The sequence below is a fragment of the bacterium genome (genome assembly GCA_016708315.1).
In the GTDB taxonomy this organism is placed as follows: Bacteria; Zixibacteria; MSB-5A5; order CAIYYT01; family CAIYYT01; genus JADJGC01.
Map to the genome: position 1 here is coordinate 604,140 of JADJGC010000023.1, position 17,561 is coordinate 621,700.

At 51.4% G+C, this 17,561-nt stretch carries 11 protein-coding genes and 1 tRNA gene; 5 read left to right on the top strand and 7 right to left on the bottom strand.

What is annotated here, in order from left to right; translation table 11 throughout:
• Positions 1 to 90: 90 nt before the first annotated feature.
• Positions 91 to 951 (top strand): hypothetical protein, encoded by an 861-nt coding sequence (locus tag IPH59_14915; GenBank protein MBK7092986.1) that lies wholly within the window; start codon positions 91 to 93, stop codon positions 949 to 951.
• A gap of 372 nt (positions 952 to 1,323) precedes the next feature.
• Here the strand turns inward: IPH59_14915 and IPH59_14920 are convergent, their stop codons facing one another.
• Positions 1,324 to 1,830 (bottom strand): hypothetical protein, encoded by a 507-nt coding sequence (locus tag IPH59_14920; GenBank protein ID MBK7092987.1) that lies wholly within the window; start codon positions 1,828 to 1,830, stop codon positions 1,324 to 1,326.
• Between the two features lie 501 nt (positions 1,831 to 2,331).
• Positions 2,332 to 2,520, bottom strand: coding sequence for a hypothetical protein (locus IPH59_14925; GenBank protein ID MBK7092988.1), 189 nt, complete (start codon positions 2,518 to 2,520; stop codon positions 2,332 to 2,334).
• 1,143 nt (positions 2,521 to 3,663) lie between these two features.
• Here IPH59_14925 and IPH59_14930 point away from each other — a divergent pair.
• Genes IPH59_14930 through IPH59_14940 form a run of 3 tightly spaced genes read left to right on the top strand, consistent with a single transcriptional unit; the run spans position 3,664 to position 10,139 of the window.
• Positions 3,664 to 7,128, top strand: a complete 3,465-nt coding sequence (locus IPH59_14930) for a hypothetical protein (GenBank protein ID MBK7092989.1) — start codon at positions 3,664 to 3,666, stop codon at positions 7,126 to 7,128.
• Entirely contained in the window at positions 7,129 to 8,775 is a 1,647-nt protein-coding gene (locus IPH59_14935; GenBank protein MBK7092990.1) for a hypothetical protein, read from the top strand.
• A 23-nt stretch (positions 8,776 to 8,798) separates the two neighbouring features.
• On the top strand, positions 8,799 to 10,139 hold the full coding sequence (locus IPH59_14940) for an NAD(P)-binding domain-containing protein (protein ID MBK7092991.1): 1,341 nt from the start codon (positions 8,799 to 8,801) through the stop codon (positions 10,137 to 10,139).
• 85 nt (positions 10,140 to 10,224) lie between these two features.
• Here IPH59_14940 and IPH59_14945 read toward each other — a convergent pair.
• The 5 genes from IPH59_14945 to IPH59_14965 all read right to left on the bottom strand — a co-directional run bounded on the left by IPH59_14945 (position 10,225) and on the right by IPH59_14965 (position 14,599).
• Positions 10,225 to 10,298 (bottom strand) — tRNA-Gln (locus IPH59_14945).
• Positions 10,299 to 10,369: 71 nt separating this feature from the next.
• Positions 10,370 to 11,536: an ABC transporter permease gene (locus tag IPH59_14950; protein MBK7092992.1), complete on the bottom strand. Its 1,167-nt coding sequence runs from the start codon at positions 11,534 to 11,536 to the stop codon at positions 10,370 to 10,372.
• A gap of 9 nt (positions 11,537 to 11,545) precedes the next feature.
• On the bottom strand, positions 11,546 to 12,700 hold the full coding sequence (locus tag IPH59_14955; protein ID MBK7092993.1) for an ABC transporter permease: 1,155 nt from the start codon (positions 12,698 to 12,700) through the stop codon (positions 11,546 to 11,548).
• Between the two features lie 8 nt (positions 12,701 to 12,708).
• The gene (locus IPH59_14960; protein MBK7092994.1) at positions 12,709 to 13,383 is read right to left on the bottom strand and encodes an ABC transporter ATP-binding protein; all 675 of its coding nucleotides are present in this window, start codon (positions 13,381 to 13,383) and stop codon (positions 12,709 to 12,711) included.
• A 19-nt stretch (positions 13,384 to 13,402) separates the two neighbouring features.
• On the bottom strand, positions 13,403 to 14,599 hold the full coding sequence (locus IPH59_14965; protein ID MBK7092995.1) for an efflux RND transporter periplasmic adaptor subunit: 1,197 nt from the start codon (positions 14,597 to 14,599) through the stop codon (positions 13,403 to 13,405).
• A 331-nt stretch (positions 14,600 to 14,930) separates the two neighbouring features.
• Between IPH59_14965 and IPH59_14970 the strand changes: the two genes are divergently transcribed.
• The gene (locus tag IPH59_14970; protein MBK7092996.1) at positions 14,931 to 17,561 is read left to right on the top strand and encodes a hypothetical protein; all 2,631 of its coding nucleotides are present in this window, start codon (positions 14,931 to 14,933) and stop codon (positions 17,559 to 17,561) included.

The following is a 17,561-nucleotide window of genomic DNA, read 5'->3' on the forward strand; positions in this document are numbered from 1 at the left end:
CGGTTCATTTTTATGGTCCAAACAGCCGATAATCGTGTAAAACGCATCACATTGCCGTTAACGTAGAATGTTTACACGAGTTTGGAGCCGATGAAAAGATTCTTAATCATTCTGTATATCCTGACCTTGCTGTCGATTGTCTACTATCTCGCCTCCGGTTCGAGTTATTACGGCACACCCTACATTGAGCGTCCGCATCACGAGGACTATCGTGCGCTGCGACCGGCAGGAAGTCTTGGTATAGTATTTGGCTATGTCGGCTCGGCAATGATGATATTGATGTTAACCTACTCTCTTCGAAAGCGCACCAAGCTGCTCGGCAAGAGCGTCACGCTGCGTAATTGGCTGAAACTACATATTTATCTTGGCGTCTGCGGGCCGTTGTTCATCATTCTTCATTCGTCATTCAAGGTGCAAGGCCTGATCGCTGTGGCGTTTTGGTCAATGATCGCCGTTGCTTTGAGTGGTTACGTAGGTCGGTATCTGTATCAGCTTATTCCCCGCAATCAGGAGGGGGACGAATTGACAATGGCCGAAATCGACAAACAGATGCAGTTGACGACAGAGGTATTGAGGGACAAATATGGACTGGCGCCGGAACAATTGGCTCAGCTTGAGACATTGGCGAAACGACTAATCTCAACTGAAGGCTCGTTTGTCAGGCTTCTGTTTGGGGCAATCATCGCGGACATCACCCGACCGATGCTTGCACGTCGTCTAATGTCCGAGATGAAGAGATCGTTTGCCTCTGTTGACCGCGGACTAAAGCAACTTGCCCGGCTCGCTCTCGAGCGCGCCTCGCTTGCGCGACGAATTGAGATGCTGGACAGAACACGCGAAGTGTTTCACTATTGGCATGTCGTTCACAAGCCGTTTGCTATAATAATGTACCTGATTATGGGTGTTCACATCGGAATTGCCTTCTGGACAGGATTTGCAGGGTTATCGTAAAGCATGAGATCGCTCAATTGTTGGCGAGTAATTGTGGCCGTCACTATCTTAATGTCAGCCTCGGCGTTTGCACAATTATCTCCGGGTGACCTTTCGCAGGCACACAGTCACCTCGAGGGTCTCGACAACTGCCGCGCGTGCCACGGTTCCGACAGAAAACAGATTAGTCCGAATTGCTTGACCTGCCACACACTAATCCAGAAACAACTCAACGAACTCGACGGCCTCCACGGCACCAATCAATACAGAGTGTGTGAAGAGTGCCATGTCGAGCACCATGGTCGTGAATTTGCTTTGATATATTGGAAAGACGGTGAAGCTGCTTTCGACCATTCGCTTACGGGATACGAACTAAGCGGAGCGCATAAACCGCTACAGTGTCGGCAATGTCATATAGCCAAGAACGTTGTTCCTGACTTGAAGGAAGGTGATGTGCGGAAAGATCCGAACCGGACCTTTCTCGGACTTTCGACGCAGTGCAAGAGCTGCCACTTTGACGAACATCGCGGCCAGGTTTCCGAAAAGTGTGAATCCTGCCATTCTAACACGGCATGGAAACCAGCTATTTCTTTCGATCATCAGATGACAAAGTATCCACTCTCGGGCCAGCACCAGAAGGTCGAGTGTGCGAAGTGCCATCCTGCTCTTAGCGATAAGTCGGTGGTTGCTGACACATCGTACCAGAAGTTTACGGGCCTCAATTACTCCGAATGTAGTTCCTGTCACAAGGATCCGCACGCCAATCGCCTTGGACCGGATTGTGCCGGGTGTCATAATACCGGAGGCTGGAGAACGGTTAACAATAGCAAATTCGATCACAGCAAAACGCGATTCCCACTCATCGGACGGCATGCGCCGCTGCAGTGTGCGAAGTGCCACAAGCAGGAAGAACCTCGCAAAATGTTAGCCTATTCGAACTGTAGCGATTGCCACGCTGACTTCCACCAAGGCGCATTCGTGAAAAGTCCCGGCGGAGCCAAATGCGAACGTTGTCACAATGTGGATGGATTTCGTCCCGGAATATTTACTATTGAACAACACGATAGTTGCGACTATCCACTTCGAGGCGCACATATTGCGGTTCCTTGCGATGGCTGTCATGTGACTACGCCAACGGGCAAGACATCACGGCAGTACAAATTCGCTTTCAATGATGTTGCTTGCAAATCATGCCATAGGGATCCTCACAATGGCAAGGTAGACAAGTGGGTAGGCAGCGGCGGCTGCGAAAGCTGTCATAATGTCGAGAGCTGGAAGGAATCAGTTTTTGCGCATGACTCGACCAAGTTCCCGCTCACCGGGCGGCATAAAGGTGTCAAATGCCTCGATTGTCACGGGAACAAAAATGATAAAACTAATGTATCACTTCTGACTTTCGAGCTACTGCCAAGAATCTGCAACGAATGTCATAAAGATATTCATGGCGGGCAGTTTGTTGTTAATGAACAGACTGCTTGCGACCGTTGTCACCAGACTGACAACTGGAAGGCCTCGAAATTTGACCATAACCGAGACTCGCGGTATCGTCTTGATGGTGCGCATGCGAAAGTGCCATGCAACCAATGTCATGGAAATGTCATTCAAGAATCGACTGTTTTGGTCCGATACAAGCCATTAGGTACTGAATGTAAAGACTGCCACGATACAAAGACCGGCAAACTCTAAATCTGGATGGTGTCAAGATGACTCTCTTAAGAGTCTGCCTGACAATTGCTTTCGCCGCCGGCCTCACAATTCTTGCGATCGCCCAGGGTGATAACCCCCACGGCGATATCAAGTTCGATTGTGCGACCTGCCACTCAACCGGAAACTGGAAAGAGATTCCGACAGACACCAAGTTCCGTCACGACGAAACAGGATTTCCCTTGTCCGGTAAACACAAACAGATAAAGTGTATTGCCTGCCATAACGATCTCACCTTCGCGAAAACTCCAGATGAATGCGCTTCATGCCATGCTGATCCGCACAACGGGCAATTAGGATCAACCTGTCAGAATTGCCACACCACTCGCGGATGGCAGAACGAGCAAGAAGTTTTCGAGGTCCACGCAACGCGCGGATTTCCATTAATGGGAGTTCACGCCATTGTCGATTGTCAGTCCTGCCATCAGGGTCAACTAAGCGAGCAGTATGCCGGCACCTCGGCGGAATGTCAATCTTGCCACGAGAGCGACTTCAACACAACTACCGATCCCAACCATGTGCTGGCGGGGTTCGACAGCGACTGTGTACAATGCCATCGTTCATCTGCAGTTACTTGGGAAGGGGCAAGATTCGACCATCCCCCAACCCCGATACTTGAAGGCGGGCATCAGGGTCTTGACTGCGCCTCGTGTCATGCGACCCAGTTTGCCGGAACGCCGACTGATTGTTACTCTTGCCACAGCGCCGATTATCTCGGTGCACCAGACCCAGATCACGAAGCCGCGAATTTTTCACAAGATTGCAGTACTTGTCACACGATGACTGCGTGGACACCGGCAACATTTGACCACAACGTGACCAGCTTTGCACTCGAAGGTGCGCACACAAAAGTCGAATGCCAGGATTGCCACAGCAGTTCCTATACAAACACGGCAAGTGATTGCTTCAGTTGTCACAGTTCAGCGTTTGCTGACGCAAACGAGCCCGATCATACGGCGGGAAATTTCGATCACGACTGCACGACATGCCACAATATGAACGCTTGGGAGCCGGCCGATTTCGACCATAGTGCGACGAGCTTCGCCCTTACCGGCGCACACACGACATTGGCATGCCAGAACTGCCACAGCGACGGCTACACGAATACCTGCTTCAGACTGCTATTCGTGTCATGGCGGCGGCTTCGCCGCAACCGACAATCCCGACCATGAGGCAGCGGACTTCAGTCACGATTGTCAGCAGTGTCACACCACGACAGCATGGGAGCCTGCGGAATTTGATCACGATCAAACCGGTTTTGCTATTAACGGTGCACACATCGATCTGGAATGTCAATCGTGCCACAGTAGCGGCTTTGCCAATACAGTCAACGATTGTTACTCCTGCCATCAGATGTCATTTGCGGCAGCAACCGACCCTAATCACGTAACTAACGGACTTGGCCACGACTGTGCCGGTTGTCATACAACGGCGGGCTGGGTACCGGTTGATCCGCGCGGTTATGATCACACACTTACCGGATTCCCTCTCGAAGGCGGTCACGTTGGACTTGATTGCCAGTCTTGTCACTCAGGCGGATACGCCGACACCTCGCCACAGTGCTTTTCTTGTCATTCCGGCGATTTCGCACAGGCGGACGATCCGGATCACGAAGGCGGCAATTTTGATCACAACTGCCTTTCCTGCCATTCAAACGCGGCCTGGACTCCGGCGACATTTGACCACAACCAGACCCAATTTGCATTGACGGGCGCGCACCAGCCATTGGCTTGTATCTCCTGCCATAGCGGGGGTTATGTTGGGACAAGCACACAGTGTTTCGATTGTCACGGCGAAGCGTTTGCATCAGCAACAGATCCGAACCACGTGATAAACAACTTTGACCACGACTGCACAAGTTGCCATTCCACAACAGCGTGGGAGCCTTCGTCATTTGACCACTCAGCCACTGGTTTCATCCTGACCGGCGCGCACACATCGGCAAATTGCATTTCGTGCCACTCGACGGGCTATACCAACACTCCGACACTTTGTATCGACTGCCATAGTGGGGATTTTGCAGGGACGACCGATCCGGACCACGAACAGAACAACTTCTCCAAGGATTGTACAGGTTGTCACTCGACGACGGCATGGGAGCCTTCGTCATTTGACCACTCAACCACGGGATTCATTCTTACCGGCGCGCACACATCGGCAAACTGCATTTCGTGTCATTCGGCCGGATACACCACCACGCCGACACTTTGTATTGACTGCCACAGCGGTGATTTTGCAGGGACGACCGATCCGGACCACGAACAGAACAACTTCTCCAATGATTGCACAGGTTGTCACTCGACGACGGCATGGGAGCCTTCGTCATTTGACCACTCAACTACGGGTTTCATCCTTACCGGAGCGCACACATCGGCAAACTGCATTTCTTGTCACTCCGCTGGCTATACCAACACCCCGTCACTTTGCATCGACTGCCACAGTGGGGATTTTGCGGGGACGACCGATCCGGATCACGAGCAGAACAACTTCTCCAATGATTGCACAGGTTGCCACTCGACGACGGCCTGGGAGCCTTCGTCATTTGACCACTCAAGTACGGGCTTCATCTTGACTGGAGCGCACACATCCGCCAACTGCATTTCGTGTCACTCCGCTGGCTATACCAACACCCCGTCACTTTGCATCGACTGCCACAGTGGGGATTTTGCAGGGACGACCGATCCGGACCACGAGCAGAACAACTTCTCGAATGATTGCACAGGTTGCCACTCGACAACAGCTTGGGAGCCTGCCGACTTTGATCATAACCAAACAGGATTCAATTTGACGGGTGCGCATACATCGTTGGCATGTATCTCGTGTCATGCAACCGGTTACACTAACACTCCAAGTCTGTGCTTTGACTGCCACAGCGGCGACTTCACCAGTACGACCGACCCCAATCACGAACAGAATAACTTTGACCACAACTGCGTCACGTGTCACTCGACAACAGCGTGGGAACCGAGCAATTTCAATCATAGCTCAACCGGCTTCGCACTGACAGGGGCTCACACTTCGCTCGCGTGTATTTCTTGCCACTCTTCCGGTTACGTGAGTACGCCGAATTTGTGCTTTGATTGCCACAGTGGCGATTTCACCAGCACGACCGATCCGGATCACGAACAGAACAACTTTGACCACAACTGCGTCACGTGTCACTCGACCACAGCGTGGGAACCGAGCAATTTCAATCACAGCTTGACTGGATTTGCGTTGACCGGGGCGCATGCTACGACTGACTGCATAACGTGCCACACCTCCGGGTATGTCAATACTCCGAACACTTGCATTTCGTGCCATCAGGGCGATGTTACTGCCGCCGTCAATCCGAATCATACAAGTGCTGGATTTGACAATAACTGTTCGACCTGTCACGGGACCACTAATTGGGAGCCGGCAAACTGGAACCACACGACAACCGGATTTGTGTTGGTCGGCGCACATACTTCGCTTCAGTGTATTTCTTGCCACTCGCAAACATATGTCGGAACCAGCCAGACTTGCTATGGCTGTCACTCCGGTGACTTCACGGCAGTTACCGAACCGAACCACGTGGCGAATAACTTTGATCAGCTTTGCACAAATTGTCATGGTACCACAGCGTGGACTCCGGCGACATTTGACCACAATCTTACTCAATTCCCGTTGACTGGCGGGCACGCCGGACTGCAGTGTCTCTCATGTCATGGATCGGGATACACAAACACCTCCGCGGCCTGCTACTCCTGCCATCAAGGCGATTTTGAAGGCGTCACAGATCCGAACCACGCGACCAATAACTTTGACCATAACTGTGTGACTTGCCACACGACTTCCGCCTGGGCTCCCTCGACGTTTAATCACAACACGACAGGGTTCGCTCTGACGGGCGGGCACACCGGATTGCAGTGTGTCGCGTGTCATTCCGCGGGATATACCAATACTCCGGCTGATTGTTATAGCTGTCACCAGGGCGATTTTGCGGCGGTGACGGACCCCAATCACGTCACGAACGGTTTTTCGCATCTATGCACAGAGTGTCACACGACCACTGCCTGGGAGCCGGCGACTTTCAATCACAGCACGACCAACTTCCCGCTTACGGGCGCACATGTCGGACTCATGTGCATCGCCTGCCACTCGGGCGGTTATGTTGCAACGCCGACTTTGTGTTTCTCCTGTCATCAGGATACATACAATGGCACCACGACACCGAGTCACTCTGCAGCAAACTTCCCGACTGACTGTCAAACCTGTCACTCAACGACGGCGTGGACGCCGGCAGATTGGGATCACGATTCCCAGTACTTCCCCATCTACTCGGGCAAGCATCGTGAGGCATGGGATAACTGCAATGACTGCCACGTCAACCCTAACAACTATGCTGTCTTTGAATGTATCTTCTGCCATGAACACAATCAGACGGAAATGAACGACAAACATCGTGGACGCCCCGGATATTCCTGGCAAAGTGCAGCCTGCTTAAATTGCCATCCGGACGGTAGAGAATAGATGGCGCGCCGATCAATCTGGAACGCCATACTATTTGCCGTTGTCACTTTGGTGCTTTCGCACTCGACTGAGTGTTACTCACAGGCTACGCCACTTCCAACCGAGTACCGAGTTAAATACCGTTCAATTGATCGAGTGTATCTTGAGGGCGGCAAAGCAGACGGCCTTGTGCAAGGTGACCGGGTAGGGTTGTATCTCGGTGACAGTCTTGTCGTCCTTTTGGAAGTTGCTTATGCATCCGATCACTCCGCTTCTTGCAAGATCATCAGCGGAGAAGCAGAACTCAAGACGGGTCAGATTCTTGTAGTGGTCAGTCGGGTGGAGCGCGTGGAAACGGCGCCCGCCGACAGCGATGCGACCAGTACCGCGACTATCCCAAGTACCGCACCATTAACAACGACCACTCGGACCAAACGCGATAACAAGGCTACCCGCGTGTATGGTTCGGCTGCGCTTCAGTGGATGAAGCAACATGATGAGTCTGGCGGCGGCCTTGACTTCAGCCAATCGACTATGCGCCTCAATCTCCGTGCCAACAATTTATGGTCTCAACCGATGACGCTGGTCATTCGCACGCGCGGGCAATATGACGATCGCTCGAGAAGTTATTCCTCCGGCGCTTCGAATAGCGAATGGGACAACCGCATATATGAGTTGTCTTTGTCCTACGACGGTGTCGACAATACGACTTCCTTCCAAGTCGGAAGAATCCTGCCGCGACATCTGACTCGCGTCGGCTATGTCGATGGCGCCGCAATTGATCGACATGTTGGATCGGGCTGGCATATCGGACTATCGGGCGGAGTCAAACCGCGTTGGCAGTACTCATCCGACGAAATTACGCTTCAGAAATATGGCGGCTATGTCGGCTACGAAGTCCGCAGTAACAATGCCACGCAGTTTGAACAATATGCAGCCTTCGCCGGCGAGTATCACGGCAGCAGTATCAGCCGCGAACTACTGCATTTGCAAGGCTCATTAAAAGTTGGAAGAGGCCTTTGGTTCAGCAACCAGTTTGAAGTCGACTTGAATCGCGGCTGGCGGAAAGAGCGAAGCGGTGCTGGATTGGAAGTATCAAGTGTGTACTTGAGTGCACGTTGGCGTATCAGCAAGCAAGTTACAGTTGGATCGTCCTACGATACACGCCGCAACTACTGGACATACGTCCAACAATCGATTGCTGACAGTCTATTTGACGATCAACTGCGGCGCGGTGCAAGAGCGGACCTGTATCTCAACCTGCCGTTCCAGCTCAATTTTAATTCGCAGATCGGATACCGCAAAGCAGCTGATGACCCGGATCCGACCGTATCGTTGGTTTTCTATGCGAGCAAGTCGGGAATTCCAACATCTCAAACTCGGATCAGCGCACGCTACTCCAAGTTCAACGGTCCGACAAACGACGGCTACAATTACAGCATCCGGGTGGCGCAACGATTCGGGGAGGTGCTGACTCTGGAAGCAGCAAATGGACTGTATCGATATGATCTTAGCTTGAACGGGGATTCCCGCAGCAATAAATGGTGGGAAGGAGTTCTTCGCCTTGAAGCCATTCGAAATTGGTATGCGGATCTGCTGTTTCAGCAGAATTCCGGCGACGACACAGACGGGTATACTTTCCGCGCCGAAATCGGCAGACGTTTTTGATTCGGAAGTGATTGAGGGTTAACGTGGAATCAGTCTATACATGGGTCATAACAATTGCGATTTCTTCGATCATCATCGGCGTGTACGTCCGCAAGTTCTTGATCGAACGCAAGCTTGCTGCCGAACGCAAGGCGGAAGCTCGCGCTTTGGGAATTGATCGACCACGTTCCCAATTCCCGTTCATAAATTCCAGCCTCTGCATCGGATGTGGAACATGTACAATGGTGTGTCCCGAAGGCGACGTGATCGGCATCGTACACGGAGTCGCCACAATTATCAATGGAGAACGCTGCGTTGGACATGGCGCCTGCGAAAAGGAGTGTCCGGTTGGAGCCATTAAGGTCGGACTCGGCGATGTCCGCAGCCGTCCTGATATTCCGATACTGAGCAAGAAGATGGAGACAACGGTTCCCGGCATTTTCGTTGCGGGCGAGTTAAGCGGAATTTCACTGATTCGAAATGCCGTGAGTCATGGCAAGCTGGTCATTGATACAATTGCGGATCGAGTGCGCACCCAGGGAATGCGAAGTGAATACGCTGTTGTGATTGTTGGCGCCGGCCCAGCCGGAATTACTGCAGCTCTGCGATCGCAGGAGCTTGGACTGCGCTACTTGTTAATCGATCAAGATGATCTGGGCGGAGCGATTCGTCATTACCCGCGCAACAAATTGGTGATGACACAGCCGTTGGATTTGCCCATATACGGTCAGCTCAAGAAGGACGAGTATAGCAAGGAATTTCTCATTGATCTCTGGGATCAACTGCGGACGAAGATCGCTGATAGTTTTCACAGTAACGAAAAGCTGATTGGTGTTGCTTCGGATCCAATCGGCTTCGCGGTTTCAACCAATCGCTCTACTTACTCTTGTTCAAATGTTCTGATTGCGATTGGTCGTCGCGGCACACCGCGCCAATTGAATGTCGACGGCGAAGAACTCCCCAAAGTGATGTATCAGTTGGTCGATGCCCAATCATACAATGGTCGCGATTTACTGATTGTTGGTGGCGGAGATTCGGCTATCGAAGCAGCAGTCGGACTGGCTCGCCAGCCCAACAATCGCGTCACTATCTCATATCGTCGCGACGCGTTCTATCGAATAAAAAAGAAGAACGAGACCGCCGTTACCAAGTTGATTCAAAGCGGCAAAATCAAAGCGGTGTTCGATTCGCAAGTCAAACGGATTGGCACCGACAAAGTCGTACTCGTGACAAAATCTGGTGAACTCGCGCTTGTGAACGACTATGTCTTTGTGTTTGCAGGCGGTGAGCCGCCTTATGAATTTCTAAAAGGGATCGGAATTCAGTTTGGCGGCGATAAAAAGGAGATCGCCCGATCTAAGGAAACGTCTTCAAACACAAAGTGAGTGAGCAAACAAACAGCATCACATCTCCAACTTTCAAGTAGTACCGGCGAGATCTGAATTGCTAAGTTATTGAAGGGGAGTTAATTGGCTGGGACACAGGGATTCGAACCCCGAAAAACTGATCCAGAGTCAGTTGTGATACCATTTCACCATGTCCCAGTGAAATCCTAATCGAATATATCATCCTGCGAAATGAGTGTCAACAGGATTAATATCGGCAAAAAAGTGGACTAAGTTGCGCGCAACGAGTCGACAATTTTGAGGCGTGACGCCCGAACTGCCGGCAAGAAACCGCCCAAGAAGCCCATTATGACTGCAAATAGTATGGAAACCACCATCGTCGGGATGTTCAATCGGAAATTAAATGCCAGTTCAGAGAACGTATTGAAATTCACCGTTGAGACCTCGACAAAACGCAGGAAACTGGCGCCGACCAGTCCCAATATACCACCGGTTAGTGAGATGACGAACGCTTCAAACAGGAATGTCATCAAGATACTCAACCGGCTGAAGCCAAGTGAACGCAGGGTGCCGATCTCTTTGGTACGATTCGCAACAGCGGCATACATGGTGATCATCGCGCCGACAATTGCTCCGAAGCTAAATATCACGCAGATCGCAACACCGACATAAGTAATGAATTGCGTTGTCGCTGTCGATTGTGCCGCGTAGTACTCCTTCTCCGGTTTTGCCTCAAGCTGCAATCGCAGATCGGCATCGATGCGCGAGGTCACTGCGGACATACTCGAAGGATCCGCAAGTTTCATCGTCAGCGATGAGTAAACCGGACGGCGGAAGGCATCCATCATCTGCTCGATGTCGCCCCAGATTTCTGAGTCGAATGCAGAGCCTTGTGCATCAAACAATCCAACCACTGTCCAGTCGCGTGAACCGAAACGCACAGTCTCGCCAACTTGGCAACCCTTGAAACGATTGGCAATCGACTTGCCGGCAATGATCTCGGCAGTGCCGGGCTTGTACATGCGGCCCTCCGTGATTTTGATGTCGGGACGCATTTCAAGTGATTTCTCAGTAACGCCGCGAACTGTAACGTTTGAACTGCCATCATCGTCTCGCTTCACGAGACTTATCAGGACATACAGCTCATTGGTGAAGAGCGGTTTGTTGTCTTGTCCAAGTTTGATCTCGGGGAACGTCGAGACGATATCGGCCTGCTCGCGCATAATAATCGAAGTAACTTCCGACTGGGAAGCTTTGCGGATAATGACAATATTGTCATCACTTCCGGTCGATACCAATGTAGTGAGAAGGCCGTGTGCCAGCATCAATACCGCCGCAAAAACGAACACAACCAACGCGACACCGAAGATTGTCAGAGTCGAGGTGACCTTGTGCTTCGTGACATTTCTAAATGTATAACTTGCAGGAATCATCATTTCACCTCTTTAATCCACTACTCGCAGGCCATCAACAATTCGCATCCGCATCGCCTTTAGTACCGGGAAAGCGGAAGCAATCAACCCGATGGCGATTGCCAGCGACACAACCAGAATCCACGTCAGCGGCTGGACTTTGAATACCGGGAACCATGCGCTGAGGCCGGCTTTCATGACATCAACGATTCCGGCGAGAAACACCAAACCAAGCAGTCCGCCGGTTAGGGAGATTACAATCGCTTCGCCGGAGATCATGCCCCATAAGTGATAACCCTGGAAGCCCATCGACTTCATGAAGGCGTATTCCGATGTTCTTTCGCGCGCGGTCATTGCCATTGTATTGACCAGCACCATCAGAATAACGCCGATAATGAGCCATGACATCACGGTGAGAAGCACGAGTATTGCACCAGACATCGCAACGAAACTCATCTGGAATGCCTTTTCGGTTTCGGTCAATGTCTCAGCAGATGAGTTTTTGAATCGCGCATCGACGGCGGCGGAGACCTCTGCGGCTTTGTTGGGGTCTGCGAGTTGCAGACCATACCAGCCAATTTCGCCGGCACGACCCGGCATCTGCTGCTTCATTGTTTCATCAATATAATCCCAGCGCATGAACCAGGTTGATTCGTCCGTAGTTTGATCCTTGCCTTTGTAAATGCCGACGACATCAAAATCCCAGTTTCCGGGATAGATGGTGCCAATCAAAGTGACCCGGTCGCCAACCTTCCAGCCGAAGCGGTCGGCAAGTTTCTGACCGACGACAACGGCTTTGATGTTGGAATTGAAAGCGTCCATCACGTCAGGGGGAATGATGAATTCGGGAAACACCTTGAAGTAATTGCCTTTTTCGACGGCGAACTGTGCGAAGAAGTTGCTGGCATCGACATAAACTCCTCCGAACCAGTTCGCATAGGTAACGGCCTTGATCCCTTCGATCTTCTCAATCTGCTCTTTGTAAGAGAGCGGGAGCGTGAAGGTAATCGAAATGGATGAGCGCGTTATCAGCCGGTCAGGAGCGGAGGCTTCTACACCAGCGTACCAAGCATCGACGACTGTGCGGATTAACCCAAACGCCATTACAGCAACAGCGAGTCCGACGATGGTGAGTATCGTCCGCAGCTTATGCCGGAATGAATTGCGATAAATCAGATTTAGTAACATCGCCGCACCTACGCCAATTCGCCTTTATCGAGATTACGAATCGAATGTGCTTTCTCGGCAGCTCGAGGATCATGCGTGACCATGATGATGGTCTTGTTGAATTCCTTGTTGAGCCGCGAGAGCAATGTCATGATTTCCTCAGCCGAGACTTTGTCCAAGTCGCCGGTCGGTTCGTCTGCCAACAGCAATGTCGGATCGGTCACGATGGCGCGGGCGATTGCAACGCGCTGTTCCTGACCGCCGGAGAGCTGGCGCGGATAGTGATCCATACGATCGCCGAGTCCGACGATATTCAGTGCGGTCTCCACTCGTTTGCGGCGATCAGCTTTGGAAAGCTTGTAAAGCAGCAGCGGCAGTTCGACATTCTCGAACGCGGTCAGCACCGGCAGCAAGTTATAAAACTGGAATACCAGCCCAATATGCTGTGAACGCCACTTTGCTAATTGGCCTTCGCTCATCTTAGCAATATTCTCCCCGGCTACGACGAGATCGCCGCCGCTGGGTTGATCTATACCAGAGATCAAGTTAAGCAATGTCGTCTTGCCTGACCCGGATGGTCCCATCAATGCAAGGAACTCGCCTTCCGGTATATCAAAACTGATATTGCGCAATACGGGTATTTCGAGTGAGTCGCGGTAGTACGATTTGGATACACCGCGAACTTGAACCAATGTCTGTGCCATAGGATTCCTTTTATGCCAACTACTGTGATATTTCGATTTTGTCGCCGGACTTCATTCCGCCCGCCGGAGAAAGAACTACTCGATCACCAACGGCGACTCCAGTGGAAATCTCGGTGAAAGTACCTAATTCACGGCCAATTTGGACGGCAGTTTCCTGAACATATTCACCGACTAGCGTATATACAACTTTCTTCCCTTCGCGGGTCGTAATTGCAGTCTTGGGAATGGCGATGACGGCTGGTTGCTGGACTTCGGCGGCCGGCGATTTCTCGGGCAAGAAGTTCACCCGCGCCGACATTTCCGGTAACACTTTTTCGTCTATCTTTGTAAACGCGATTTTGGTCATGACTGTCGCACGCGAGCGATCCGCCGTCGGCACGATCTTCTTGACCGCAGCCGGATATTTAACGTTCGGGTACGCATCGAGAATGATCTCGCAGGGCGCACCAACCTTGACCTTATATATGTTCGACTCTGAGACATCGGCTTCGACTTCGAGTGAGGTCATATCCGCCAGTGTCACCACTGCGCCTCGGGAAGAACCGGCCGATGAAAAAGGAGCGACCATTTCTCCGACATCGGCATCTTTCGATAGCACTGTGCCGTCGAATGGAGCGCGAATAATCGTGTTCTCAACCGCGACTTCGGCATAACGAACGCCGGCAAGTGCCACGCTGACCGATGCTGTTGCGCGATCGTAGTTAGCTTTGGAGGCATCAACGACATCCTGCGTCGTCGAACCGCTCTTGATTAGTTCACTTGCCCGATTGAGCTTGATTGCGGCATCAGCCGAATCAGCACGCGCCATGGCAAGATTGGCAATCGCCCGCGCCTGATCAGCTTTTACGTCATCGTTATCGAGGATGGCCAGAATCTGATTAGCTTCGACAATGTCGCCTTCTTCAACATTAAGCACTTCAAGTCTACCGGTAGCCTTGGATGCCACGGCTGCCTTGACTTGCGCAACAACATATCCGGTCGCGACAAGCTCGGCGGAAGCTTCGCTGCCAGTCAACATTTGTGCAGTCGCAACTTTGACTTTGGTCGCGGGAGTTACCTGCTTGATAGCAACTTGATACCCAAAATACACAACAACCGGCAATAACAACCACAACAGATGCAGCCACTTACGGCCTCTGCCAGGTGCGCCGGATTTGCTTGTCTTGTCGATCTTCAGTGCTGAAAGATCGACGTTTCCTGTCTTGAATTCGCTCATAACGTGCCCATAGTTTATGTAAAGTTAACCTGCCGTCAATCGCTTTCTTTAATACGAGAAAGCGCCGAAATGTCCTAGTATAAACTGCGAATGAGTGGATAAGGTTTCAATTGCGTCTCGTAAATGTGAATAATTTCTCAAGTATCAAGCGCCGGATTGAAGTAGTTGCACAACAAAGAGTAAACAGTAAAATGCGGAGTGTATCGATCGGTGCGAAGCCGCTTTTTCGCTTGCTAAATCGTTGAATTTGGCTATTTTAGCAGTCGAGCTAGTACCACAATCCGCGTCTTCATCTACGTGAGGACTACTTGCACCGATGATTGGAGAATCCATGTTCAAAGCGCTTAAGCTTGGCCTGCTAAGTCTGATACTCTTTGCATCTTGTTTACAAGCCGCTGAATTGCATCAGTATTACTTCCGATTCGAAATTCAGGATCGCAAAGAGATTTCCACCCTTACGAAATTGATCTCATTAGATGAGTGCGGTCCAGTCGACGGCAAACTCATATACGCCTACGCAAACGACAAGCAGTTCGAACTCTTCAAAACCCTGGGCTATCAATACGAATTGTTGCCCAATCCGGGAGACGTCGGCGAAGTCGCTATGGGCGATAACTCGCGGGATGCGATGGCATGGGATGTCTACCCGACCTATACTGCTTACGTCCAGATGATGAACGACTTCGTAACCAATTATCCGACACTATGCCAGTTGGTTACGATCGGGACGACTAATCAGGGTCGGCAGCTGCTCGCAATTAAGGTTTCCGACAACGTAACTACAGAAGAAAACGAGCCAGAAGTCTTTTTCACATCGTCAATTCACGGTGACGAAACGACCGGCTATGTGTTGATGCTTCGCTTAATTGATTCCTTAATGGTCGGCTATACCGCCGGCAATTCCCGCATTCAGAATATGGTCAACAACATGGAAATTTATATTAACCCACTGGCGAACCCGGACGGAACGTATCGCAGCGGCAATACGACCGTATCGGGAGCTTGGCGCGGAAATGCGAATGGCGTTGATATGAACCGCAACTTCCCGGATCCCAAGGGCGGGCCGCATCCGGATGGTGAAGTCTATCAGGTGGAAACGATTGCTATGATGAATTTTGCGAATGCCCGTAGCTTCGTGATTTCAGCAAATTTCCACGGCGGAACAGAAGTTGTAAACTATCCTTGGGATACTTGGGTAAGACGCCATCCTGATGATTCTTGGTGGCAGACAATTTCGCATCAATATGCGGACACTTGTCAGGTCGCTGCAGCCCCTACCGCCTATATTAACGGCTACAATGACGGAATTACCAACGGTTATGATTGGTATGAAGTCGAAGGCGGGCGCCAAGACTTTATGAATTACTGGCGCGGTTGCCGCGAGGTCACCATCGAAATCTCCAACACCAAACTTCTTCCGGCGGCCCAACTTCCAGCACTTTGGAATTACAACCGCCTCTCGTTTCTGCGCTACCTTGAACAGGCGCTGTTTGGCATCAAGGGCGTGATCACCGATGCTCAAACTGGCTTTCCGTTAGGAGCCTTTGTAACAGTTGTTGGACACGATCAGGACTCGAGTGAAGTTCGCTCCGATCCCACTCACGGCAACTACCATAGAATGATTGCTTCGGGCGTTTGGTCGCTTCGATTCAGCGCGCCGGGTTATGTATCGCAGACTGTTTCTGGTATTGTAACTTCGATTAGCGGTTCTGTGACAGTCAATGCACAACTCCAGCCTGTACCGCAGATTCCGATCGTCTATTATGTCGACGACGACGCGCCGGCCGCGATTAGTGCTGGCGACAATGTCACCATGAGGCTTACATTGAGAAACGACGGCGGCGGCGATGCAGTCAATGCTCAGGGAGTTATCAGCACAGCCGATTCGTATGTTACCATTACACAGAATACTTCAACGTACCCAATGATCGCGGAAATGGGCGGTACGGCTCAGTCGAATAGCAATTATGCATTCGACGTTTCGCCGCTTTGCCCGCAAAACCATTCAGTCAGTTTCCGGGTCGATGTAACTGCTGATGGCGGATATGTTGATTCGACATTCTTCTCGCTCATCGTCGGCCAGTCGGTTGATGACTTTGAGAGCGGCAACTTCACTGCCTATAGTTGGATCATGGGCGGCAATCTGCCATGGACAATAGTCTCTACCGGACAATATGAAGGCAATTACTCCGCTGCAAGCGGAGCTATTGGCAACAGTCAATCCTCAACGATGTCGGTCACTCAGCAAGTGACGTCTTCGACCAACATTTCGTTCTATTATAAGGTATCTTCTGAAGCCAATTGGGACTGGCTGCGATTCTATATTGATGGAGTCGAAAAAGGCGCTTGGTCAGGGACAGTGGCATGGACACAAGCCAGCTATGCGGTTACTCCGGGAACGCGTACATTCCTCTGGAAATATGAAAAAGACGGATCACAAACCGGCGGCAGTGACAAGGCATGGGTCGACTTGGTAGTCTTCCCGCCGCAATCAAATCCGCTTGTGATTACCACCACTTCCCTGCCGAATGGTCAGGTCGGTGTACCATACTCCCAGCAATTGAGCAGTGACGGCGGCACCGGTACGAAGACGTGGATTGATCTCGGTGACAATCTTTCGGGAACCGGTCTGGCGATTTCGACGAGCGGTCTGGTATCGGGAACACCGTTGAGCGCAGGAACGATGGACTTCACGGCACGAGTTCAAGATCAATCGCTTGCGGTGAACGACCGTCCATTCTCGATCCGCGCAATTCAGTGCGGCGATGCCGACGGCAGTGATGCATTAAGTATCTCCGATGCTGTGTACCTAATCGCCTACATATTCTCAGGCGGTACTGCTCCGGAAACGCTTATCCACGGTGATGCCGACTGCAGCGGTACAATGACGATATCCGATGTGGTCTACATGATTACTTACATCTTCTCAGGTGGACCGGCGCCGTGCGCCGCGTGTTTGTAA